This is a genomic window from Erwinia sp. Eh17-17 (genome assembly GCF_039675725.1).
GTDB lineage: Bacteria > Pseudomonadota > Gammaproteobacteria > Enterobacterales > Enterobacteriaceae > Erwinia.
Genome location: NZ_JBDFQT010000001.1, coordinates 617,971 through 642,326 on the forward strand (window position 1 = coordinate 617,971; position 24,356 = coordinate 642,326).

Genomic DNA, 24,356 nt, shown 5'->3' on the forward strand with positions numbered 1-24,356 from the left:
TTAGCACGACAGCGCCGCTGTGAAAAAATAAGAAGCCCGTTTTCCCGCTGGCAGCGGTTAAAAAAAAGGCGCCTGATGCATTATCATCAGGCGCCAGGTTTGACTGACTCAGGTTACTGCGGCAGGGCGGTTCCCCACTTACGCCAGTCTTTCGGCTCTTCGTCCTCTAACAGGAAATGTTTCCCTGAAGAGGCCTGAGGCGCTAACGGTACCGTTGGCGGTGTGGCGAAGGCGATGCCACCCTGAATAAACTGCTGGAAGGTGCCGGTTTTCACTACGCCGCCGATCAGGCCAAATTTCAGGTTATAGCCGGATGCCAGCCAGAACACCGAGTTATTGCGCACCAGGTGCTGATATTTTTTGCTGATGCGCAGCGTGATCTGCACGCGGTCAGCCATCGCCCCCAGAGACGTGCCGGTGATGGTGCCGACTTCGATACCCCGGAACAGAACCGGCGTGCCGACGGAGAGGGAACCGCCTTCCGGCGCATCCACCACCACATTCAGCCCGTCAAGGTAGCGCGCGTCGGTGATGGTTGATTCCTGCAATTCAAAGCTGCGCTGGCCGCGTCCTTTTCCAGGGTCAACGTTGATGTAGGGTTGCAGCAGAGTTTCCAGATGATTCACCCCGGCCGCTGAGATCTGCGGTGAGACCACCGAGAAGCGCGTGCCGAGACGGGCGAAGTCCTGCACGTACTCCGGGTAAAGTACCGCTTTGGCAATCACCTGTTTATTACCGTCTCCCAATGCCAGCGACTCCAGCTGGCCGATAGTAATGCCCAGATAGCGGATCGGCATACCCGACGACAGCTTACTGGCATCGTAGGTGCGCAGCGTAATCTGGCTACCGACGGCGCGCGCCGCAGTTTCCGAATCATACAGCATGCGTTTATCTTTCCGCGTCAGGCCCACGCCTGCGCCAGTCAGATTGTCAAAGCTGATCGCCCCTTTCAGGGCGCGATTCAGCGGCGACGCCTGGACGGTAAGGCCGCTGCCGTTCAACTGAACCCGCGCACCGCCTTCGGCCCAGAAGACGCTGGTCTGCGACAGCAGGCGGCGATATTCCGGTTTAATATGAACGTTCACATCAAACGAGTCGGCCAGCGGCGTGACGCTGACAATCTCACCGACCTGGAACTTGCGGAACAGCACCACAGAACCCGCCTGAATATCGGGCAGGCTGCTGGCGGTGAGGGTCAGGGTGGTCGGCAGGTTGTCACCGGTCACGCCTTCTGCGGCTTTCTCGCTGTTGGCATAAAGGGGATAGCTCTTTTTCGGCTCCCCTTTAGCGCCGGGATCCAGGCGGATACCGCCGTCAACCCACTCGCGCGCGCTGGCCCCGAGCACTTCCATGCCGTCAATGCCCAATTTCACATCAAGGCGGCTGTTAATAATAAACTTGCTGTCTGCGTGGACCAGCTCGCGATGTTCAGCCGCCACGGCGACGTTAAAGGTCACACCTTTTTCATTCAGCGTACGCTTGACGACCTGGCCAATGCGCATGCCGTGCAACATCAGCGACTGACCGGCATCAATACCGTAACTTTCGGGTGCGGTCAGCGTCAGCTCAAGCGCACCGGGCTGCTGCAACAGTGACTCATTGCTCGGCAATACCACATAGTGGGTCTGCGGCGCACCGTCACCGGGGATCAGTTCCAGCGTGTTGCCGGTCAGCAGGCTGCTGAGGCTGCTGTCACTCAGGCTGATCTTCGGACTGCGCATTTCAATACGCGTCCCGGTTCGCATCAGATCCGTCACTGACGGGTCAATCGTCAGCTCACCGCTGACTTTGCCGTTATCCAGCAGCGTCATTTTGGTCAGCGTACCGACCTCCAGCCCCTGATACATCAGCGGCGTACTGTCTTCCTTGAGGTTTTTACCATCGGGCAGGTCGAGCGAGATCATCACGCCGCGCTTGCTCTGCGCGAGGTCAGGGTAGAGCGTGTAGCTGTCGTCAGATTTCGCGGCCTCAGAGGTTTCCGGGGAGTCGAACGCAATGGCGCCATTGACCAGTGCGGCCAGGCTTTCCAGCTGGACTTTGGCCCCGCTGAGGCCAACGTCGGCTTTCACGCCGGAAACATTCCAGAAGCGGCTCTCTTTTTTCACCAGGTTGGTGAAGCGTCGCTCAATGAGAACATCGATTGTCACGCCCTGATTGCCGGAATTCAGGCTGTAGTCATAAACGCGGCCCACCGGGATTTTGCGGAAATAGACCAGAGATCCGCTGTTCAGTGCACCGAGATCCGGCGCATGCAGGTGGATCATGATCTCACCGGTATTCATGCGGTATTTTGGCTGAGTATCCAGCGCGACAAAGTTCTCACTCGGTTCCCCTTTGCCGGGCATCATACCGATGTAGTTACCGCCGACCAGCGCATCCAGGCCAGAAACACCGGCCAGTGAGGCTTTTGGCGTCACCAGCCAGAACTGCGTGTCTTTGCGCAGCGCGTCGCGCATATCACTTTTGATACTGGCTTTGATTTTGATGGTGCGCAGGTCGTCAGTCATGCTGATCCCCTGCACCAGGCCGACTTCAACCCCCTGATAACGCACCGGTGTACGGCCGGGCACAATGCCATCGGCGGTGGCGAAATCAATGGTGACCGTCGTGCCGCGTTCCTGGTAATTGGTCCAGATCAGCCAGCCTGCAATCAGCAAAGCAATCAGCGGCAGCAACCAGAATGGTGATATTTTGCGCCGGTTTTTGATGCGTGCGCTAGTCGGTGTAGTCGGCGTTTCCTGTTGCATGTGCATCCCAAAGTAAACGGCTATCCAGCCACTCAACGGCGAGGATAGTGAGTATGACCGCTGACCCGAAGTAGAAGGCAGCGGGTCCCATAGTAAAAGCCAGTAACTGATCGCGATTGACCAGTGACATGGTTAACGAAATAACAAACAGGTCGAGCATTGACCAGCGACCGACCCATTTCACCACGCGCAGAAGGCGGATGCGGGTTTTCAGCCCCTGTTCACAATTAAAGTGGATGCTAATCAGCAGCGTCAGCAGCACGATCACCTTGGTAAACGGCACCAGGATACTGGCAACAAACACGACGATAGCCACCGGAATATTACCCGAAGCCAGAGAAAGTATCCCTGACAGGATGGTATCTTCCTGGCGTGAACCATTCAGATAGATGATCGAAATGGGCAGCAGATTGGCCGGGATAAGTAAAACAATCGAGGCAATCAGTGACGCCCACGACTTTTGCAGGCTGAAGTGGCGGCGAAAATAGAGTGGGGTATGGCAGCGGGTACAGCGCCCGCGTTCGTCCGCCTGCCCGGTGAAGTGGCAACTCAGGCAGACGCGCAGCTGGGCAACGGGAATGTTGGGGTTCGGCTGCGGATAGAAACGGTGCCACAGTTGTTCAACGTTAAGGTGGATCAGCGTGAGCAGGCTGAGTATGGTCAGCGAAATAAAGGCAACCAGCCCGATACCGGGAGTGATCGCCGCATAGTCCTGAACTTTAATCGAGGCAATGGCCACGCCGACCAGATAGATGTCCAGCATCACCCACTCTTTCAGGCGGTCGAGCATCAGCAGCACCGGGCGCAGGTTCATCCCCAGTTTGTCGCCAAAATAGAGATAGGCAATAGACACCACCAGGGTCACCGGCGCGCCAATAGTGCAGAAGGCCACCATCGAGGCCGTTATCACATCACCCTGTTCCACCATCTGCATAATGCCCCCTAAAAGGGTGGCGGAGATGTTGGTGCCCAGCAGCCTTATCGACATCAGCGATTCATTGAACGCGAACGGCATTAACAGCAGCATGGTGACGGCCATCGCCGTCAGACGCGTCATTGACCAGTCGCGGCCGTTAAGGATAAGCGCGTTGCAGCGCGGGCAGTGTGCGGACTGGCGCGATTTCACATCTGGTAAGGAAAAAAGGGTATCGCATTGGGGACATCGCTGATAACGTGCCTGTGGCAGAGCATGACTGATGGCGTGTATTTTCATATTCCCGATCGTGCTTTGGCCCACACAGCGCTGGTGCAGGGCAGGGTTAGGCTGATTAGCGCCACAAGGTGCAAGACTCAGTATAGTCATGCTTTAGGTTTCGGATAATTCTAAGGTTATAGTAACTAACCGAATGATTCACCCTCGTTGCTGGTTTTTTAATGCTTATTTTATCAGGCGAAGCAGTACGCTGTTTGGTCTCAGTTTCTACAATGGTTGAACAATGACAAAAGCAGAATTTTATACCGACCTCAATCGCGATATGCGCGCACTTCTCAGCGGCGAAACCAGTTTTCTGGCGGCAATGGGCAATTGTAGCGCGCTTTTATTCGAACGTCTCGATGGGGTTAACTGGGCTGGTTTTTATCTGTTAACGGAAGAAAATACGCTGGTACTGGGACCGTTCCAGGGGAAAATCGCCTGTGTGCGTATTCCCGTCGGGCGCGGCGTGTGTGGTACAGCGGTGGCTGAAAATACTGTACAGCGTGTTGACGATGTCCATGCTTTTCCTGGGCACATTGCCTGCGATGCCGCCAGCAATGCGGAAATTGTGTTGCCACTGATGGTTAACGGCAGTGTGATCGGCGTTCTGGATATTGATAGTGTTGAATATAACCGCTTTGATAGTGAGGATGAAGCGGGGCTAAAAGCGTTAACGGACGGGCTTTGCGAGGTGCTTGCCGGATCGGATGTGGAAAAATTTATTCACATGAAACGCACCTAAAGCGCTGGATCACGTAGCAATTGCTGATGGGGTCATTATAATGACGCCTGTTCATGCCTGCGCTGATTGGCAAACCCGTTGTAATCAGGAAATTTCATGGAAAATCAACCTAAGTTGAATAGCACCAAAGAAGTCATCGCCTTTCTGGCAGAGCGTTTCCCTCAATGCTTTAGCGCCGAAGGCGAAGCACGACCGCTGAAAATTGGCATCTTTCAGGATTTAGTCGACCGCGTGCAGGGCGAAATGAACCTGAGTAAAACTCAGCTCCGTTCAGCACTGCGTCTTTACACCTCCAGTTGGCGCTATCTGTATGGCATCAAAGCTGGCGCGACTCGCGTTGACCTTGATGGTAATCCGTGTGGCCAACTGGATGAACAGCATGTCGAACATGCGCGCAAGCAGCTTGAAGAAGCGAAAGCGCGTGTTCAGGCACAGCGCGAACAGCAGCAGGCGAAAAAGCGTGAAGCGGGTGAAGAAACCGCACCGCGTCGTCCGCGTAAACCTGTTCGTAAACCTGCGGCCGAAGGTGAGCAGGCACGTAAAGTGCGTAGCAAACCCGCGCGTCCACAGGCTGAACAGACGGCTTCCGCTCCCGCTCCACGTACCGAGACCCAGCCGGAACCGCGTAAACCGGTTACCGACACCTCAGCATTGCAAGTCGGCCAGAGCATTAAAGTCACCGCAGGTAAAAGTGCAATGGATGCCACCATTCTGGAAATTTCCAAAGATGGCGTCCGGGTACAGTTAGCTTCCGGCCTGGCAATGATAGTACGCGCAGAACACTTGCAGTTCTGATACGGAGGCTAATCAGGGCATGAACACTCTTTTTAAAAGCACTATCATTGCGGGCCTGCTGATTGCAGGCAACGTTTTTGCGGCCGACACTATTACGCGCGCCGACCAAATCCCGCAGCTGCATCAGGAAGCACAGCATGCCACCGTGAGTGAGCGTGTCACTTCCCGCTTTACCCGTTCCCACTATCGCCAGTTCGATCTCGACAAAGATTTCTCCGTAAAGATCTTTGCGCGTTATCTGAACCTGCTCGACTACAGCCACAACGTGTTGCTGGAGTCGGACATTACGCAATATGCGGACAAGAAAACCACGCTGGGCGAAGAGTTTAAAAGCGGCCAGCTTTCGGCGTTTTACGATCTGTATAACCTGGCGCAAAAACGCCGGTTTGAACGATATCAGTACGCGCTTTCCTTACTGAATAAGCCGATGAATTTTAGCGGCAATGACACCATCGATATCGACCGCAGCAAAGCGCCCTGGCCGAAAAGTACCGCAGAGTTAAATACCCTGTGGGACGCCAAAGTCAAATACGACGAGCTGAGTCTGAAACTGGCCGGTAAAGATGAGAAAGAGATCCGCGAAGTTCTCACCAAACGCTATCAGTTTGCTATTCGTCGTCTGGCGCAGAGCAACAGTGAAGATGTCTTCCAGCTGGCGATGACCGCGTTTGCCCACGAAATTGATCCCCACACCAACTATCTCTCTCCGCGCAATACCGAGCAGTTCAACACCGAAATGAGCCTGTCTCTGGAAGGTATTGGTGCCGTACTGCAGATGGATGATGATTACACGGTGATCAATTCGATGGTCGCTGGTGGTCCGGCTGCCAAGAGTAAAACCATCACCGTCGGTGACCGTATTGTTGGCGTCGGCCAGCCGGGCAAACCGGTAGTTGATGTTATTGGCTGGCGTCTGGATGATGTTGTCGCACAAATCAAAGGGCCGAAGGGCAGTAAAGTACGCCTGGAGATCCTGCCTGCCGGTAAAGGAACTAAAACCCGTACCGTCACGCTGACGCGCGAAAAAATCCGTCTGGAAGATCGCGCGGTGAAAATGACCGTGCACAACGTCGGCAAGCAGAAGGTGGGCGTGCTGGACATCCCTGGCTTCTATGTCGGGTTGACCGATGATGTCAAAGTTCAGCTGCAGAAACTGCAGAAGCAGAACATCGACAGTATTGTTATTGACCTGCGCACCAACGGCGGTGGGGCACTGACTGAAGCGGTTTCGCTTTCCGGTCTGTTTATCCCAAGTGGTCCGGTGGTTCAGGTGCGCGATAACAACGGCAAGATCCGTCAGGACAGCGACAATGACGGCGTGACCTATTATAAAGGTCCGCTGGTGGTGCTGGTTGACCGTTTCAGCGCGTCGGCCTCTGAAATTTTTGCTGCCGCGATGCAGGATTATGGCCGCGCACTGATCGTCGGTGAGCCGACCTTCGGTAAAGGCACGGTGCAGCAGTATCGTTCACTGAATCGTATCTACGATCAGATGCTGCGGCCGGAGTGGCCAGCGCTGGGCTCGGTGCAGTACACCATCCAGAAGTTCTACCGCATCAACGGCGGCAGTACGCAGCGTAAAGGGGTCACCCCGGACCTGCTGATGCCAACCGGCGTAGAAGCCGTTGAAACCGGCGAGAAGTTTGAGGACAACGCGTTACCGTGGGACAGCGTTAATGCGGCAACCTACGTGAAAACGGGCGACCTTAAGCCGCTGGAACCCCAGTTGCTCAAAGAGCATCAGGATCGTATTGCGAAAGACGCCGAGTTCCAGTACATCATCAAGGATATTGCTCGCTTTAATGCCAATAAGGATAAGCGCAATATTATTTCACTCAATCTCGCCGAGCGTGAGAAAGAGAACCGTGAAGATGATGCCCTGCGTCTGGAGCGAATCAATGCGCGCCTGAAAGCGGAAGGTAAGAAACCGCTGGTGAAGCTTGACGATCTGCCTAAGGATTACAAAGAGCCGGATCCGTATCTTGATGAAACGGTGAAGATTGCCAATGACCTGGCGCAGCTGGAAAAACAGCAGCCGCCAGTGACACCGGCAGCGGCTAAATAAGGCCAACAGGCACAGCGTTCGCTGTGCCTTTTTTTTATCCCTCTTCTGCATTGAGCAAAAAAGTAATTCAAAGTGTAAAGTTATGTCTTTTTAGACACTTAAAGATTAAGAGTGCTTGAAAAGCGCAGTATTGACCTTACGATGGTGTGACGCGAATAGCGGAATAACTGAGGAAGAATAAATTTTATGATGCGTATTGCTCTTTTCCTGCTAACCAACCTTGGGGTTATGGTGGTTTTCGGGCTGATCCTCAGCCTGACAGGGATCCAGTCAAGCAGTGTTATGGGCCTGATGATTATGGCGGGTCTGTTTGGCTTCGGCGGTGCGTTTGTTTCACTGCTGATGTCGAAATGGATGGCGTTACGGTCCGTCGGCGGTGAAGTGATTGAACAGCCGCGCAACGAAACCGAACGCTGGCTGATGGAGACCGTCGGTCGCCAGGCGCAGCAGGCGGGTATTGCGATGCCGCAGGTGGCTGTTTACCATGCGCCGGACATCAACGCCTTTGCCACGGGAGCCCGTCGTGATGCGTCACTGGTGGCAGTCTCCACCGGTCTGTTACAGAACATGAGCCGCGATGAAGCCGAAGCGGTGCTGGCGCACGAAGTCAGTCACATTGCTAATGGCGACATGGTTACCATGACGCTGATTCAGGGCATTGTGAATACCTTCGTGATCTTTATCTCGCGCATCCTGGCGCAGCTGGCTGCGGGCTTTATGTCCGGTAACCGCGATGAAGAGGGTAGCAGCAACGGTAACCCGATGGTGTACTTCGTGGTGTCCATGGTGCTGGAGCTGGTCTTCGGTATCGTTGCCAGCATTATCACCATGTGGTTCTCCCGTCATCGCGAGTTCCACGCTGATGCGGGGGCAGCACGTCTGGCCGGTCGTGAGAAGATGATTGCCGCGCTGCAACGTCTGAAAACCAGCTACGATCCGCAGGAAGCCAGCAGCATGATGGCCTTCTGCATCAACGGTAAGTCCAAGTCGCTGAGCGAGCTGTTTATGTCGCATCCGCCGCTGGACAAACGGATTGAAGCGCTGCGCAGCGGTGAATACCTCAAGTAGGGCCGCAGTATCCTGCATCCTGAGCGTGAATAATCTAAAACCGGGCTATTGCCCGGTTTTTTTATATCTGTGTGGTCTGCGGCGGGTATCGGCTGAAAACTCCGCGTGAAGTGGGTCGGGTATCCGGCTGCCGGCGTTGCACAGCGCCAGCGTGAATCGTATACTGGAAATAGCGTTCCATTTTTTATAAAACAACAAAGGTAAAACATGACCCCTGCCGAGAATGATAAGCAGCCAGACTCCGTTTCATCGGTAATGAAAGTGTTCGGCATCCTGCAGGCGTTGGGTGAAGAGCGTGAAAATGGCATCACCGAGCTGTCGCAGCGGGTGATGATGTCGAAAAGTACGGTCTACCGCTTCCTGCAAACCATGAAGACTCTCGGCTATGTGTCTCAGGAGGGGGAGTCAGAGAAGTATGGCCTGACGCTGAAGCTGTTCGAACTTGGAGCAAAGGCGCTGGAGAACGTCGATTTAATTCGCAGCGCCGACGTGCAGATGCGTGATATTTCCCGCCAGACGAAAGAAACCATCCACCTTGGTGCGCTGGAAGAAGACAGCATCGTCTACATCCATAAAGTCGATTCGCTGTATAACCTGCGTATGTATTCGCGTATCGGCCGCCGCAACCCGCTGCACAGTACGGCAATCGGTAAGGTGCTGCTGGCCTGGCGCGACCGTGCAGAAGTGGAAGATATTCTGGCTGGCGTCGAGTTCACCCGCAGTACCTCCAGAACCCTCGAAAGTAGTGCTGCGCTTCTGCCAGTGCTCGACAGGGTGCGCTCTCAGGGGTTCGGGGAAGACATCGAAGAACAGGAAGAGGGGTTACGCTGTATTGCGGTGCCGGTGTTTGACCGCTTTGGTGTGGTCATTGCCGGTCTGAGCATTTCATTCCCGACCATTCGTTTTTCTGAAGAACATAAGAAAGACTATGTAGCGATGCTGCACCTGGCGGCAAAAAATATCTCAGAGCAGATGGGCTATCACAGTTATCCCTTCTGATGGCTGCGGGCCGGCAAATCGCCGGCCCGTTTAATCATCAGTTATCAACCACTTCTGTGCTTTTTCTCAGTAAAGGACAGTCCGTGACGCCCACAATGCCGCTGTCGGTATGCAGATACTGAGCAATCACCATCCCGCGAGCCGTGAGATACTGGCACTGCAGCCCCATTCCCGCGACATTTTTAGTACTGCCCGTCAGCACGCCATAGCCTGTCAGCAGCATGGCGAGCCAGATAATGGCCAGCAGGGCAACGATGCGTAGCAAGAACTTCATTTATATCCCCTTATTATTTTTCAGGCGATGTCCTCACCGCCCGCGTTCATCATAGCAGCATGCTGCTGACTGTCGCTAAAATCGATAAGAGGATGCTGAATCCGCGACCGGGCAGAGAAATAAGATTTGTGTGATCACGCTATCAATTACCGTCTGAGCAGGTAAAATCATGCCTGCGGCGCTGCCGTACTTCGGTAGCCCATTTTTCAGCTTTTGAGGCATGTATGAATGAGATAACGACGGGTGCGATGGACTTCGCGTCTATGGGTGTGGTGGTGGTGTTAGCGATCACAGGTCTGGTCGCATGGTTTTTTGTCAACCGCGCCAGCGTGAAGGCAAACCAGCAAATCGAGTTGCTGGAGTCGCTGCTGGAAGAGCAGAAACGGCAGAGCATTTTACTGCGCCGTCTGACGGACTCTGTCGCTGGAAAAGAGCAGGCAGATAAAGCCAGTGAATCCACTGAGAATAAAGATTTTACCCGCCTAATCCCGGAGCGTTAATTCCCTGAGGAACGATCATGGCCTGGCAGAATCCCTGGTATAACCCCGAATACCCACATCATGCCCCGCAGGGATTTCGTAATCCGGAACCGGATCTGCGCCAGGCTGGCGATCTGAAACGCTGGCGTCAGGAGCGTAAACAGCAGGGGCTGCCCCTGCCGCCGGCACAGGGCTATGAACAGTTTATCCGGCAATGGTGGCAGCCAGCTAACCTCAGCGGCGACCGTGATAGCGTCTGGTGGCTGGGGCATGCGTGCGTATTGTTACGCACGGCGGGGCGCTATACCCTGATTGACCCCGTATTCTCTGACAGGGCATCTCCGCTGAGCTTGTTCGGACCAAAGCGTAAAACCCCCACGGCGCTGACGGTGGAAGATCTTCCTGCGCTGGATGTGGTGCTGATTTCCCATAATCATTACGACCATCTCGATCGCCCGACAATAAAAAAAATTCTGCGCCGTTTTCCTGAAGTCACTTTCGTCGTGCCGCTTGGCTTGCAGGCGTGGTTCCGGCGAGTCGGGGCGAAGCAGATATGCCAGCTGGACTGGTGGCAGCAGACCCAGGTTGCCGGTCTGACGATACATGCCGTTCCTGCACGCCACTGGAGTATGCGCAGTCTGTGGGATCGTAACCGCTCACTGTGGTGCGGCTGGGTGGTGCAAAATGCCACCCTCAATTTCTGGTTCAGCGGCGACAGCGGATATTCGGAAAACCTGCTGGAGATCCCCCGCCGGTTAGGCCCATTCAATCTTGCTGCGCTGCCGGTAGGGGCTTATGCGCCAAAATGGTTCATGCAGGGGCAGCATATGGACCCGGACCAGGCCGTATCACTCTATCGCGCCATCGGCCAGCCGCATACTATCCCTATCCACTGGGGAGTGTTTGAACTGGCTGACGAGTCACTGGATGAGCCACCCAGAGTACTGGAAGCTTCGGTGCGGGAGGCAGGTTTGAATTTATCGTGCTTTAAACCCTGGAAAATCGGTGCTGAAATGCTGCTGGATAATATTACGTAAGGATAATCCTATGTTGGTTGTTATATAACAGCCAACACAGTGACAATATCCACCCAGTGTGCAAACAAAAAAAAAGATTAAATCAATTATACCCCTGTAAAGATCAATGCATTTTAATGGGGCAGAAGACGGTTAATTTTCATGGTTTTGGTGCAATGCAAATATAGAGTGGCGCTAATGAGTGATTTTTATACAAGAGTCGCCGGGGCGATGCGTACTCATAATGATTTCTAACGTTGAGTATTGAAAAAGCTTTGCCATAATTATGCAATCATTTCAGGACAAAATGTCCGGTTAAGAGTGTCATCGCATAGACATCACCCGGTCATCGGTTTAAAGTATATCGAGACTGGTCAGGTAGTAGAAGGGCTGTGCAGGGTGAACGCAGGTTCATCATTGATGTAACTTCATGCATGAATGTGCAATCTGTGCTGGTTATCGTTTTAAATGTGTGCGACATCTCTATCCCTGTTTAAAAATGACTTGCCATTAATTAACGGATATGTGATAAAACATTTGGTTAAAACGAGGTACAGTTCTGTTTATGTGTGGCATCTTCAGTAAAGAAGTTCTGAGTAAAAACGTTGACGTTGAATACCGCTTCCTTGCCGAGCCTTAATTAGTGCCTCATGCAGTAATGTCTCTGGTTTTTCTGTACGTTAAGCCTCCGGGCGAATAAACACTCTTAAGGAATTTGCAAAATGGCAAAGATTAAAGGTCAGGTTAAGTGGTTCAACGAGTCTAAAGGTTTTGGTTTCATCACTCCTGCTGACGGCAGCAAAGATGTATTCGTACATTTCTCTGCAATCCAGGGTAATGGCTTCAAAACTCTGGCTGAAGGCCAGAACGTTGAGTTCGAAATTCAGGATGGCCAGAAAGGCCCTGCTGCTGTGAACGTCACCGCTATCTAATTTTCGATCTGAGCCTGACATTGCCGCCCTGCGTGTAATCCAGGCTAAAATCTGAATACTAAAGCCTCGTCAGAAATGACGGGGCTTTTTTGTCGCTGTCAGCCCGATTGTCTGCGGGATTTTAACCGGCCTTTGCAGTACACTGCCGCGTCATCTGTTTTATGGAGTGTTGTTATGTCGTACCAGTGTCCTCTCTGCCAGCAGCGGCTGACGTTAAACCAGCGCGTCTGGCGTTGCGAAAACCAGCATCAGTTTGATCAGGCCAAAGAGGGCTATGTAAATCTGCTGCCGGTACAGCATAAACGTTCCAGACAGCCCGGTGACAGTGCGGATATGATGCAGGCGCGGCGCAATTTTCTCGATGCCGGCCACTACCAGCCTTTGCAGCAACAGGTCAGTGACCTGCTGGTGCGCGTGCTGCCTGAGCCACCCGTCAGCGTGCTGGATATTGGCTGCGGGGAAGGGTATTACACCCATGATGTTGCCAGCCGCCTGTCGGCGCAGGGTGAGGCGCAGGTCTACGGGCTGGACGTGGCGAAAATCGCGGTACGCGCCGGAGCAAAACGCTATCGCAACGTTGAATTCTGTGTGGCATCCAGTCACCGCCTGCCGTTCAGCGACAACCAGTTTGATGCCGTGCTGCGTATTTACGCGCCCTGCAAAGCGGAAGAGCTGGCGCGCGTGGTGAGGCCACAGGGGTATGTCCTGACGGTGACGCCGGGGCCACGCCATCTGATGCAGTTTAAGGCGCTGATTTACCAGGATGTCCAGCTGCACGACACGACACCGGAACAGATGCCGGGCTTCGCGCTGGTGGAAGAGCAGCAGCTCAGTTACGCCATGGTATTGAACAGTGAAGAGTCTGCTGCGCTGTTACAGATGACGCCGTTTGCCTGGCGCGCCCGTCCCGAGGTGTGGGGCATTCTGGCAACGACCGGACAGTTCTCCTGTGAGACTGACTTTACTCTTCGTCTGTGGCAGCGCGACAGCGTTCAGATGACAGAGGAAGCGGTTAACGACTCTCCAGCATAACCTGGTAAATTTTTTCCAGATCGTCAAGCTGACGAACGTGGATCAGCAAACGGCGGTTTTCCAGGGCAATCACCAGCACGCCATCTTCTGACAGGTTGATGGCGCTGATCCGCTCCCAGCGAATAAACACGTTAGCGTAAAAGAACCCCTCCTGTTTCAGCAGCAGTTTCGGCGCACGTATCCAGAACAGCCAGGCTGCCAGCGCACCCAGTGCCATCAGTAGCAGCGTTGTGACCTGCGGCCCCTGGTCGCTCACATTCTTATAGAGCAGAATCGCCAGCAGACCAATAAAGATCAGGCTGTCGAGTTTGTTACGCCGCTGCAGCAACACCTTTAACCGGGTCGGCCCGTGCAGGCGGTCCATCATCAGTTCGTCGTAGATGGCGTAGATCAAAATGAAAACAATAAACAGCACAATCAGGTAGTCGGTCAAAAACATATCAGGATCCAAATAAACGGGGCCAGACTGTGCTGGCCCCTGGATGACGATCGTATCAACAGGTGTCAGACACCCAGCAGGCCAATCCAGTAGCCGAAGATACCGATAACAAAGAAGCCCATGATAATCCACAGCGCATTCACCTTACGGCGAAGCAGCCACATACAGCCAAAGGTCAGCAGCAGCGGGATCAGGCCCGGCATCAGCTGGTCGAGTATCGATTGCACGGTAGTGACGGTCGTTTTGCCGGTCTGGTCGGTAATTCTCGACACCACCAGCGGTACGTCAACGTGGGTCCACTTGTTGACCAGTGCCCCCATGACAAACAGGCCGAGAATTGACGCCCCCTCGGTCAGTTTCTGCAGGAAGCCACCGCCCATATCGCTGACGATATCCACGCCTTTACGATAGCCGTAGGCCACACCGTAATAACGTACCAGCAAACGCACCAGATTAAACAGCACAAAGAACAGCAGCGGTCCAAGCAGGCTCCCGCTCATGGCAATACCGGCACCGAGCGCAGCAAAGACAGGACGTACCGTTCCCCAGAAGATCGGGTCACCGACCCCTGCCAGCGGCCCCATCAGGCCCACCTTGATGCCGTTAATCGCTGCATCATCGATAGCGGCGCCGTTAGCGCGCTGCTCTTCCATTGCCATCGTCACGCCCAGCACCGGAGCGGCGACGTAAGGATGGGTGTTGAAGAACTCCAGATGGCGTTTGATGGCCTGCTTACGGTCGTCATTGTTCTCAGGATACAGGCGGCGGATAACCGGAACCATTGAGTAACAGAATCCCAGCGCCTGCATACGTTCAAAGTTCCATGAACCCTGGAAGAGGTTAGAGCGTAAGAACACACCGCGCACATCGCCAGGTGTTAATTTCTTTTGCGTTGTTGCTGTTGTTGAATCAACCATTTCTCTCACCTTTCCTTAATCGAGTTCGTTATCAAGGTCGTTATGTGCCGGACCTGAAGCCTGTGCACCCGCAACGCGGTTGTATTTCGGTGCCAGCTGGATATACAGGATAGCCATGACCACACCAATCACACCCAGCGCTACAAGGTTGAAGCTGGTAAAGGCGGCGGTAACGAAACCGAGGTAGAAGAACGGCATCAGATAGCCAGCGCGCATCATGTTAATCACCATGGCGTAACCGACCACCACAATCATGCCACCAGCAATATTCAGACCATTGGTTACAACGTCCGGGATGGAGTTCAGCAGGTCCTGTACCACGCTGGTTCCGACGGATACCGCCACGATCAGAGCAGGGATAGCGATGCGCATAGCCTGTAATATCAGTGCGGAAACGTGGATCCATGAGATAGCGGTAAGATTGCCCTTTTCGGCAGCCTTATCCGCCGCATGCTGGAAGGCCACGGTGATGGTACGAACGATGATGGTCAATACCTGACCGGCGGCTGCCAGAGGAATAGCCAGCGCGATACCTGCGCCTACGCTCTGACCACCGGCTATGACCAGAATGGTCGAGATGATGGATGCCAGAGCCGCATCCGGCGCCACGGCGGCACCAATGTTCATCCAGCCCAGGGCGATCATTTCCAGCGTACCCCCGATGATGATCCCGGTTTTCATGTCACCGAGAACGGCACCGATTAACGTACAGGCCACTAGCGGCCGGTGAAACTGAAATTCATCGAGGATAGAACCCATACCTGCGATACAGGCGACGAAAAATATCAGTACAATTTGTAGCGTGGTAATCTCCATTACATTTTTCCTCTTTCATGCCAGAACGGAGTTCAACCTGAGTCAACAGGCCACGGTCTATTGAGCAACTTTTGCGATCAAATCCATCATTTTCAGTTTCTGGTCGCTGGAGACCTTACGAACTTCCAGTTCGATACCGCGTTCATTGAGCTTTTTAAATGCCTCAATGTCTTTAGCGTCCACGGAAACTGCATTATTGACCTGCGTTTTCCCCTGACGGAAGGCCATGCCACCAATATTCACCGTGGTGATATTGACGCCTTCTTCTACCAGACGCACCACATCGGTCGGATTGGTAAACAGCAGCATCACTTTGTCTTTGCCGTACTTGGGGTTATTCCAGACGCGAACCATTTTTGCCACGTCAACCACATGGGCGGTAACACCCGGTGGTGCGACCTGGGTCAGCAGGGTTTTACGCACGTTATCAGCAGCCACTTCATCACTGACCACGATAATCCGCGTTACGTTAGTCTCTTTTGTCCAGCGGGTCGCAACCTGGCCGTGAATCAGACGGTCATCGATACGCGCAAGACCGATTTTCATGTGATCCCCTGGCTGTAACGGGGCTTGCGGGGCAGAGGGGGCTTTAACAGCGGGCGGGGCGCTTTCCGGCGTTTTGGCTTTCAGCGCCTTCACGCCTTCACGTCCGGTTTCAACAGCCAGTGCGACCAGCTCATCGAAGGCAGGATTGTCATCACGTGCCATCAGCACTTCGACCAGCATCGGAATATTGACCCCGGCGACGACCTCGTAATTGGGTTTATCGACCACCAGGCGGCTGGCAGCGTTAAACGGGCTGCCTCCCCAGGTATCGACCAGAAACAGCACTCCCTGTGTACTGTCCATTTGAGCCAGACGCGTTTGATATTTCTCCATCAGCGTTTCGGCATTTTCACCGGGGACAAAGTCGATCCATCCGACATTTTCCTGATCCCCTAACAGCATTTCGGCGGTCTTCAGCAACTGCTCTGCAGCCCAGCCGTGTGTGCCGATCATAATAGCAATAGTCACTTGCTACCTCCTTTATCAGTGGGCAACGGCCCAAGCCTGCTAGCCGTGTGGAGTTGATCCGAATCGATGACGCATTCAGAATAATTGAAGTTCAACGTTCACTCTCTTTTACTATAACGCGCTGAAAACATATCAGCGGTTCTAAACACAGACGATAAACGGGATTTATTTTAGTACGCGAAAAAATAAATTATGTGACCTTGCTCAGTTATTTAGACCTTTACCTACATTTCTAGAAGTCTGATCAAACATTATTCATAAAGTGGGTAATACCTGTCTGAATGTAAGAAAATATTTTGACGTCCCTGTTTCAACTGATAAAGTAGTGATCCTTTTTTAATACAGGAGTAACGGGCCTCAGCCCTCCCTATGGACTGTCACCGAAGTCGCTCAATCATGCCGCCGGGCTATCCGGTATCGTTTTCAACGTCTGCTGACGTCACCCAGTTTTCCACCTGTTGTCATCCCTGCTGCACGCTCATTCGAACGTTTGCTGCGTATTCCCGTTCCTTTTTCCGGAGTCTGTCATGGAATTTCTCTTAGACCCCTCAATCTGGGCAGGTCTTTTCACGCTCATCGTTCTTGAGATCGTACTGGGTATCGATAACCTGGTCTTTATTGCCATCCTGGCCGATAAACTGCCGCCGAAGCAGCGCGATAAAGCGCGTCTGATCGGTCTGTCACTGGCGCTGATTATGCGTCTGGGGCTGCTTTCACTGATCTCATGGATGGTGACGTTAACCCGTCCTCTGTTTAGTGTGGGCGAATTCAGTTTCTCAGGCCGCGACCTCATTTTGCTGGTCGGCGGGTTATTCCTGCTGTTTAAAGCGACAATGGAGCTGCACGAACGCCTTGAAAACCGCGATATGAACGCCGGTGGTAATAAGGGCTATGCCAGTTTCTGGGCGGTCGTGGTACAGATTGTGATTCTCGACGCGGTATTCTCACTGGATGCGGTGATTACGGCGGTTGGGATGGTGAACAACCTGGCGATTATGATGACGGCCGTGATCATTGCCATGGGCGTGATGCTGCTGGCCTCTAAGCCGCTGACCAACTTCGTCAATGCGCATCCCACGGTGGTGGTACTGTGTCTGAGCTTCCTGCTGATGATCGGTCTCAGCCTGGTTGCCGAAGGATTTGGTTTCCATATTCCGAAAGGTTACCTGTACGCGGCGATAGGCTTCTCGATTCTGATTGAGCTGTTTAACCAGATTGCGCGCCATAATTTTATGCGTCATCAGGAAAGGCGACCGATGCGTGAACGTACCGCCGAAGCCATTCAGCGCCTGATGGGCGGACGTCGTCAAAACGAAAACCACAGCAGCGAGAGCAGCGAAGTGGCCGCGATTATGCCGCAGCAGGCATTCAAAGATGAAGAGCGCTATATGATCAACGGCGTTCTGACGCTGGCCTCCCGTTCGGTGCGCAGCATTATGACGCCGCGCGGTGAAATCTCCTGGGTGGATGCCACGCGCCCGCTGGATGAGATCCGCATTCAGCTGCTCGATACACCGCACAGTCTGTTTCCGGTATGTCGCGGGGAACTGGATGAGATCATCGGTGTTGTGCGTGCCAAAGAGCTGCTGGTGGCACTGGACCACGGTATTGATGTGGCCACGTTTGCCGCAGGTACACCGCCGATCATCGTGCCGGAAACCCTCGATCCGCTTAATCTGCTGGGCGTGCTGCGCCGGGCAAAAGGCAGCTTCGTGGTGGTGACCAATGAGTTTGGTGTGGTACAGGGGCTGATTACGCCGCTGGACGTGCTGGAAGCGATAGCCGGAGAATTCCCGGACGAGGATGAGACCCCGGATATTATCGCGGATGGCGATGGCTGGCTGGTGAAAGGCGGAACCGACCTCCACTCACTGCAACAGTTGCTGGACACGCAGGAACTGGTGAGGCCGGAAGACGACCATGCTTCGCTGGCCGGTCTGCTGATTGAACAGAAAGGTCAGTTGCCGAAGCCGGGTGAAGTGATTGAGATGCTGCCACTGCGCTTCCAGATCATCGAAGCCACCGACTATCGTATCGATCTGGTTCGCGTCACGAAAGAGCGTCAGGAAGAGGAGCAGTAGGGGGCATGCCTGCCAAGGTCATGAGTTAACCCTGAAAAGGGGCGAAGCCGGCTTCGCCCCTGTTCCTTAACGATCAGGCGTCCAGCGCCCGATCGTGGTTCACCAGCCAGTCAGGGAAATCCCCTAACGGCATCGGGCGCGCATAGAAGTATCCCTGCAGGACATCCACTCCTTTATCACGCAGATAGGCGGCCTGTTCAGCCGTTTCGACCCCTTCCGCGACCAGGCTGATATTCAGCCGCTGCGCGAGCGAAATCACCATATCTGTCACTGTCGCATTAATGGCATCGGTGCCGATGGCGGCCGTAAAGACTTTATCAATTTTCAGGACATCCGGGCTGAGCGTCTTCAGATAAGAGAGCGAACTGTGCCCGGTACCGAAGTCGTCAATCGCCAGCTTTACGCCAATCTCATGCAGATGCGACACCACGCGCTGATCGACCACCGGCAGCGAATCACGCTCGGTCAGTTCCACAATCAGCTGAGGCTGCGGGTTGGCCGGCCACCACAGACGCTGCAAATCATCAATAATGGCCCGCTCGTGAAAGTGACTTGCCGCCACGTTAATGGCAACGTGGAATGACTTACAGGCCGGGAGTTCCGGCAGATGGCGTACTGCCTCGCTGATCACAAACCGCGTCAGCGGCGCAATTAAGTTCTGCCGTTCGGCCAGCGGGATAAAGACATCGGGTGGGATCCAGCCCTGGCGGGGGTTGTGCCAGCGTAACAGCAGCTCAATACCGTCACAGCCGCCGCTTCTGGCGTTAATCAGCGGCTGGCAATACACCATAAATTCGCGCGCGGTAATGCCGTAGCTGATTTGCCACGAGAGACTCATGCGGTTGGCGGTGGCGAGCCAGACGATATAGCCCATCAGCAGGCTGAGCAACAGCGCCAGTGGAAGCTGTGAAGGCACGGTCATCAGCGCCAGCCTGGTGGGCGATGGTCCTAAGAGCGTAATAGAAAACGGATAGCGTAACGATGACTCCTCGTAGCTGACCTCGTCCTCTGAAGGGACCGCAGGTTCAATCGCCGGATTACCGTATTCCAGGCTTTTCCCTCCAACGTTGAAAATGGCCCGCTCCACCCAGGGGAGCGTCGGCTCCAGCAGGTAATTGGTCATCAGTTCAATGTTGATCACCTGAATGATACCGGAACGGTTATCCAGCGAGCGGGGTGTCCAGAACAGCAGCACAGGAGAGCCTTTAATCAGGTGCTCATCAACCGCCAGCATCATGCGCTGATTATTGACTGCCAGTTCGGGAAAAGTATCACTGAAGGTAATGTCGGAAGCGCCGAAGATGCTTGAGCAATACACCTTGTCTTCATCCACCAGCAAAATAGATCTGACGGTCTGTAATGAGGCCAGTTTTTCAATCAGCGGAAAGCGAATTTCACTACAGGTAAGGCCTACGAGCCCGATGGTATTATTGGCGGCAACGTCCAGCGGCGAGAACATGCGGTCAAAACGCTGGATGGCATTATCGGCAAAGGTACGCGATTGCTGCTCTATTCGGCCTTTCTCTTCCATAAAACGAAAGGTTAATGTGAGAATGAGCACCAACGCGGCAACAACCGCAGCGATAAGAAATCGCTTGCGGCGAAACTGTCCGAAAACTTCCTGGGACATTTGCATCAGTAACCACCCTTTAGATCAAGACGCGCATATATAGAGACCGAATACCAATTATCGGCAACTGATGCATTAAGTTTAGTCGTACTGAAGAGAAAAGCTGAATGGCTCAAAAACAGGAACTTACTTCCACTAAACACGCCAAAACACTTTAGCTACTTCCTGTTGCTGGCGATAGCAGGAGGGGAGTTATTTTTTGATCGCGCGGGCAAAAAAAACGCCACCCGTAAGGGGTGGCGTCGGTGAATCAGTCACACTGGACTTTTATTGCCAGGCCACCGCGCGACGTTTCGCGGTATTTGGCATTCATATCTTTGCCGGTCTCGTACATGGTTTCGATTACTTTATCCAGTGAGACACGAGCTTCACTGGTGCGGCGCATGGCCATACGCGCCGAGTTAATCGCCTTCACCGAAGCAATGGCATTACGCTCAATGCACGGTACCTGAACCTGACCTGCGACCGGGTCACAGGTCAGTCCGAGGTTATGTTCCATACCAATTTCAGCGGCCACGGCAACCTGCTCCGGGCTGGCGCCCAGCAGTTCCGCAAGGCCGGCTGCGGCCATGGAGCAGGCAACGCCGACTTCGCCCTGGCAGCCCACTTCAGCACCGGAAATCGAGGCGTTCATTTTATACAGAATGCCGATCGCCCCGGAGGCCATAAAGTAGCGGATGAAGATTTCCGGAGTGACGGGTTCAATAAAGTGGTCATAGTAAGCCAGCACGGCGGGAACAATACCGCAGGCACCGTTGGTCGGGGCAGTGACCACACGGCCACCGGCCGCATTTTCTTCATTTACTGCCAGCGCAAACATATTCACCCAGTCGATAACGATCATCGGGTCGCTGGACATTTTATCGGAGGACACCAGCAGACGACGCAGGGCGGAAGCGCGGCGCGGCACGCGCAGGGGGCCGGGCAGCACGCCTTCGGTGTTCAGACCGCGATCGATACATTCGCGCATGGTGCGCCAGACATCGGTGAAGTACTGCTCAATATCCGCGCGGCTGTGCACGGCAAGTTCATTCTTCATCATCATGCCGGAGAGAGAAAGCCCGGTCGTATGGCAGTGGGCCAGCATCTCTTTTGCGGAGTTAAACGCGTAAGGCACGGTGACTTCATTGACCACGGATTTGCCGAAGTTCTCTTCATCGACGATAAAGCCACCGCCGACGGAATAATAGGTTTTGCTGTAGATGCGCAGTTCGCCGGCAAAGGCGTGAATGGTCATGCCGTTCTCATGCAGTGACAGATTGTCGCTGCGGAACACCATGCCACCTTCACGCGGGAAATCGACTTCGTGCGCGCCGTTCGCCAGCAGCAGACGCTGGCGCTCTTCTACATCACGAATAAATGCCGGGATAGCGTCAATCTCGACACTTTGCGGAGACGCGCCAGACAGCCCCATGATGATGGCAATATCGGTATGGTGGCCTTTGCCGGTAAGGGACAAAGAACCGTAAACATCGACAGCAATACGCGTCACCGAAGAGAGCTGGCGATTGTTCACCAGATCGTCGACGAACTGTTTGCCGGCTTTCATTGGGCCTACCGTATGAGAACTTGACGGGCCAATGCCGATCTTAAACATGTCGAAAACGCTAATCACGTTGTACGCTCCTTAGAGGATTTTAATCACGCTGTGGGAGAGGTTAATAACGGGTACCCACATTTTGCGAGGAATATAAATGAAAAAGCGCCGTATTGCAGTGATTTGGATCGCCCGTTGGCAATAATCTGGTGAAAAATAATGTAAAGACGGCTTTTGAAGCAACTTATGGCTGGATTTTATACGATTTTTTAGTGTTTTGCCACTTGCAGGCTCAACTGGCGGATGATACCGGCTGTCATACCCCAGATAAAATAGTCGTCGAACCAGGAAAGCCACACGCGATGTGTCCTGCCGTAGCGTTGAATATCCAGCGCTGAGTAACGGCTCAGCCGTAGGGCTTCTTCCAGCGGCATTTCAAATATCGACTCCACTTCACCTTCATTCGCCTGCCAGTTCAGACCCGGCGGCAGCACGCCGACGACCGGGGTCACCTGAAAACCCGTGCTGCTGGTCACCGGGGGCAACGTGCCGATCACATTGACCCACGCAGGGGGGATGGCGACTTCTTCCTGTGCTTCCCGCAGCGCGGTGGCCACCAGAGAGGTGTCGCTGCTGTCTTTCATCCCGCCGGGAAAGGCGACCTGGCCCGCATGCTTGCGCAGTGTGGCAGCACGGCGCGTCAGCAGTAGCGTCGGCTCAGGATGGGCAATAATCGGTACCAGCACTGCCGCCTGACGCTGAGGGAGATCCTGTGACCCTGCTGCCGGAGGCTGTAGCAGAAAGCGCGTCAGGAAATGCGCCAGCGGGGGAGGATCAGATTTCATCGGACAGCGACTCCAGACACGGTAAAATACGGTTTACTTTATCAAGGGTTTCCTGATATTCAGCGGCTTCATCGCTGTCGGCAACGATGCCGCCCCCGGCAGCACAATATAGCGTACCCTGTTCGGCGATCAGGGTACGTATGGTGATGCTGGTATCCATTCTTCCACAGACGCTGAGGTAGCCAATGCTGCCGCACCAGGCATTGCGTCGCTGAGGCTCCAGCGCCTCAATAATTTCCATTGCGCGTACTTTCGGCGCACCGGTGATTGACCCGCCGGGAAAACAGGCGCGCAGTAAATCACAGGCGGTGAGCGTGGGTTTCAGCTCGGCGGTAATGGTGCTGACCAGATGATGCACCGCAGGGAAAGGCTCGACGACAAACAGCTGTGGCACCTTTACGCTGCCCGGAGTGGCAACGCGGCCGATATCATTACGCAGCAGGTCGACAATCATCAGGTTTTCGCTGCGGTCTTTAGGGGAATTCGCCAGTCTTTCGCCCTGCAGGCGGTCGGCGAGCGCATCGCTCAGGCGTGGCAGCGTCCCCTTAATCGGACGGGTTTCAATCTGCTGGTGGTTGAGTTTAATAAAGCGTTCCGGCGAGAGACTGAGGATCACGCTGTCCGGCAGGCGGAGGAAGGCGCTGAACGGTGCGCGGTTAGCCCGGCACAGCTGTAAAAAGGCCTGCCACTCGCTGCCGCAGTATGACGCCGCAAAGCGCTGTGCCAGGTTGACCTGATAACAGTCGCCCGACAGCAGCCACTGCTGGATCTGGCGAAACTTTTCGCCGTACTCTGCGCGCGTCATATTGGCCTGCCACCCGCGGGTCAGACGGAAGGGCACTTGCGTTTCAGGCTGCTGAGCCTCCAGCCAGGCAAGGCGAGCTGCCGGGTCACCGTGAACCACCAGCGTCAGCGTCTGCTGGTGATGATCGGCAATCAGCGCCCAGTCATAGATCCCGACCGCCATGTCCGGCGTGCTCAACTGCTGTTCTGCTGTTGAAGGCAGTCTCTCGAAGCGGCGGCCCAGGTCATAGCCAAACAGGCCGAGTGCGCCACCCTGAAACGGCAGGTCACGGTGCGGCTCTGCCTGTAAACCGCACGTGGCTAACTGCTGTTCAAGCAGCCTCAGCGGGTCATCCTCGCTATGCTCCTGACGTTCTGCGGTTTCGATGGTGGTGAACGCGCCACGCGTCGTCAGTGTTACGCGGGGTTCAGCCACGAATATATCGAAGCGGTTATCACTGTGATCGGCAAAACCCGAATGTAGCAGCATCGCCCAGGGCAGGTGGGAAAGGCTGGCAAAGCGATGCTCAACGGCATCTGGCGTATACTTGAGACGATGATAAACAGGTGACATGGTTCTTCAGCAGCAAGATTTCAAACAGGCATCAAGCCTGACATATTTTTATGCCGCTGGCATCTCTTTGTCGCCCGTGGAATAATCCGCAGCGCAAACCACCCCAGGAGTCATTATGTTTACAGGATTACCCGCGCTATCACATGAACAGCAGCAGGATGCGGTTGAACGCATTCAAAAGCTGATGTCCGAAGGAATGAGCAGCGGCCAGGCCATTACGATGGTGGCTGCCGAAATCCGTGAGAACCATACGGGCGGTCATGTCCCGGTGATGTTCGACGAGGAAGAAGAAGACTACATGGGTGATAATAACCACGACGAAGAAGAAGAAGAGTACGACGAATAAGTGGTTTCCCCCTGCCGCCCGGCAGGGGAT

Annotated in this window: 22 protein-coding genes and 1 pseudogene; 12 read left to right on the plus strand and 11 right to left on the minus strand. The window is 54.2% G+C overall.

The features are described 5' to 3' along the window. Positions 1-113: 113 nt before the first annotated feature. Together ABEH87_RS02705 and yebS are read right to left on the minus strand one after the other, a co-directional pair. Positions 114-2,747, minus strand: a complete 2,634-nt coding sequence (locus ABEH87_RS02705) for an MlaD family protein (RefSeq protein ID WP_346573686.1) — start codon at positions 2,745-2,747, stop codon at positions 114-116. Then, the gene (gene yebS, locus ABEH87_RS02710) at positions 2,716-3,960 is read right to left on the minus strand and encodes a membrane integrity lipid transport subunit YebS (RefSeq protein WP_346573687.1); all 1,245 of its coding nucleotides are present in this window, start codon (positions 3,958-3,960) and stop codon (positions 2,716-2,718) included. The genes ABEH87_RS02705 and yebS overlap by 32 nt, the downstream gene beginning before the upstream one ends. 223 nt (positions 3,961-4,183) lie before the next feature. Here yebS and ABEH87_RS02715 point away from each other — a divergent pair, with 223 nt between their 5' ends. From ABEH87_RS02715 to kdgR, 5 genes are all read left to right on the plus strand, one after another. After that, complete coding sequence (locus ABEH87_RS02715; RefSeq protein ID WP_346573688.1) at positions 4,184-4,684, plus strand: GAF domain-containing protein; 501 nt, start codon at positions 4,184-4,186, stop codon at positions 4,682-4,684. Positions 4,685-4,780: 96 nt separating this feature from the next. After that, positions 4,781-5,479 (plus strand): RNA chaperone ProQ, encoded by a 699-nt coding sequence (gene proQ / locus ABEH87_RS02720; protein ID WP_346573690.1) that lies wholly within the window; start codon positions 4,781-4,783, stop codon positions 5,477-5,479. A gap of 19 nt (positions 5,480-5,498) precedes the next feature. Further along, positions 5,499-7,544: a carboxy terminal-processing peptidase gene (gene prc, locus ABEH87_RS02725; RefSeq protein ID WP_346573691.1), complete on the plus strand. Its 2,046-nt coding sequence runs from the start codon at positions 5,499-5,501 to the stop codon at positions 7,542-7,544. 186 nt (positions 7,545-7,730) lie between these two features. Further along, positions 7,731-8,612, plus strand: a complete 882-nt coding sequence (htpX, locus tag ABEH87_RS02730) for a protease HtpX (protein ID WP_346573693.1) — start codon at positions 7,731-7,733, stop codon at positions 8,610-8,612. Positions 8,613-8,819: 207 nt separating this feature from the next. Beyond that, entirely contained in the window at positions 8,820-9,611 is a 792-nt protein-coding gene (gene kdgR, locus ABEH87_RS02735) for a DNA-binding transcriptional regulator KdgR (RefSeq protein WP_346573695.1), read from the plus strand. A gap of 37 nt (positions 9,612-9,648) precedes the next feature. Here kdgR and ABEH87_RS02740 read toward each other — a convergent pair whose 3' ends face one another. Beyond that, positions 9,649-9,885, minus strand: a complete 237-nt coding sequence (locus tag ABEH87_RS02740) for a YobH family protein (protein ID WP_191932564.1) — start codon at positions 9,883-9,885, stop codon at positions 9,649-9,651. A 224-nt stretch (positions 9,886-10,109) separates the two neighbouring features. Here ABEH87_RS02740 and ABEH87_RS02745 point away from each other — a divergent pair, with 224 nt between their 5' ends. The 5 genes and pseudogenes from ABEH87_RS02745 to rlmA all read left to right on the plus strand — a co-directional run bounded on the left by ABEH87_RS02745 (position 10,110) and on the right by rlmA (position 13,344). Then, entirely contained in the window at positions 10,110-10,385 is a 276-nt protein-coding gene (locus ABEH87_RS02745; RefSeq protein ID WP_346573697.1) for a YebO family protein, read from the plus strand. 17 nt (positions 10,386-10,402) lie between these two features. Next, positions 10,403-11,401, plus strand: a complete 999-nt coding sequence (locus ABEH87_RS02750) for an MBL fold metallo-hydrolase (RefSeq protein WP_346573698.1) — start codon at positions 10,403-10,405, stop codon at positions 11,399-11,401. Positions 11,402-11,945: 544 nt separating this feature from the next. Continuing rightward, positions 11,946-12,064: pseudogene (locus ABEH87_RS02755) on the plus strand (DUF2627 domain-containing protein). 38 nt (positions 12,065-12,102) lie between these two features. Then, the gene (gene cspE / locus ABEH87_RS02760) at positions 12,103-12,312 is read left to right on the plus strand and encodes a transcription antiterminator/RNA stability regulator CspE (protein WP_001062678.1); all 210 of its coding nucleotides are present in this window, start codon (positions 12,103-12,105) and stop codon (positions 12,310-12,312) included. 174 nt (positions 12,313-12,486) lie between these two features. Further along, positions 12,487-13,344, plus strand: coding sequence for a 23S rRNA (guanine(745)-N(1))-methyltransferase (gene rlmA / locus ABEH87_RS02765; protein ID WP_346573700.1), 858 nt, complete (start codon positions 12,487-12,489; stop codon positions 13,342-13,344). On the opposite strand, the gene ABEH87_RS02770 is transcribed toward rlmA, so the two are convergent. The 4 genes from ABEH87_RS02770 to manX form a co-directional block, all read right to left on the minus strand. Further along, positions 13,325-13,783, minus strand: coding sequence for a DUF986 family protein (locus ABEH87_RS02770; RefSeq protein WP_346573701.1), 459 nt, complete (start codon positions 13,781-13,783; stop codon positions 13,325-13,327). The genes rlmA and ABEH87_RS02770 overlap by 20 nt on opposite strands. Positions 13,784-13,848: 65 nt before the next feature. After that, entirely contained in the window at positions 13,849-14,700 is an 852-nt protein-coding gene (locus ABEH87_RS02775) for a PTS mannose transporter subunit IID (RefSeq protein WP_346573703.1), read from the minus strand. 15 nt (positions 14,701-14,715) lie between these two features. Further along, positions 14,716-15,516, minus strand: a complete 801-nt coding sequence (locus ABEH87_RS02780; protein WP_346573704.1) for a PTS mannose/fructose/sorbose transporter subunit IIC — start codon at positions 15,514-15,516, stop codon at positions 14,716-14,718. Positions 15,517-15,573: 57 nt separating this feature from the next. Continuing rightward, complete coding sequence (gene manX / locus ABEH87_RS02785; protein WP_346573706.1) at positions 15,574-16,530, minus strand: PTS mannose transporter subunit IIAB; 957 nt, start codon at positions 16,528-16,530, stop codon at positions 15,574-15,576. Positions 16,531-17,057: 527 nt separating this feature from the next. Here manX and ABEH87_RS02790 point away from each other — a divergent pair. Beyond that, a complete protein-coding gene (locus ABEH87_RS02790) occupies positions 17,058-18,611 on the plus strand; it encodes a TerC family protein (RefSeq protein ID WP_346573708.1) in 1,554 nt (517 codons plus the stop codon). A gap of 73 nt (positions 18,612-18,684) precedes the next feature. Here the strand turns inward: ABEH87_RS02790 and ABEH87_RS02795 are convergent, their stop codons facing one another. The 4 genes from ABEH87_RS02795 to pabB form a co-directional block, all read right to left on the minus strand. After that, a complete protein-coding gene (locus tag ABEH87_RS02795; RefSeq protein WP_346573709.1) occupies positions 18,685-20,247 on the minus strand; it encodes an EAL domain-containing protein in 1,563 nt (520 codons plus the stop codon). Positions 20,248-20,491: 244 nt separating this feature from the next. Continuing rightward, positions 20,492-21,856: an L-serine ammonia-lyase gene (locus tag ABEH87_RS02800; RefSeq protein WP_346573710.1), complete on the minus strand. Its 1,365-nt coding sequence runs from the start codon at positions 21,854-21,856 to the stop codon at positions 20,492-20,494. A gap of 191 nt (positions 21,857-22,047) precedes the next feature. After that, on the minus strand, positions 22,048-22,623 hold the full coding sequence (locus tag ABEH87_RS02805) for a CoA pyrophosphatase (protein ID WP_346573712.1): 576 nt from the start codon (positions 22,621-22,623) through the stop codon (positions 22,048-22,050). Continuing rightward, on the minus strand, positions 22,613-23,980 hold the full coding sequence (pabB, locus tag ABEH87_RS02810) for an aminodeoxychorismate synthase component 1 (protein ID WP_346573714.1): 1,368 nt from the start codon (positions 23,978-23,980) through the stop codon (positions 22,613-22,615). Before pabB ends, ABEH87_RS02805 begins: the two co-directional genes overlap by 11 nt. 115 nt (positions 23,981-24,095) lie before the next feature. Between pabB and ABEH87_RS02815 the strand changes: the two genes are divergently transcribed. Further along, positions 24,096-24,326 carry a YoaH family protein gene (locus ABEH87_RS02815; RefSeq protein WP_346573715.1) on the plus strand — a complete coding sequence of 77 codons (231 nt, stop codon included), beginning with the start codon at positions 24,096-24,098 and terminating at the stop codon, positions 24,324-24,326. Positions 24,327-24,356 lie beyond the last annotated feature (30 nt).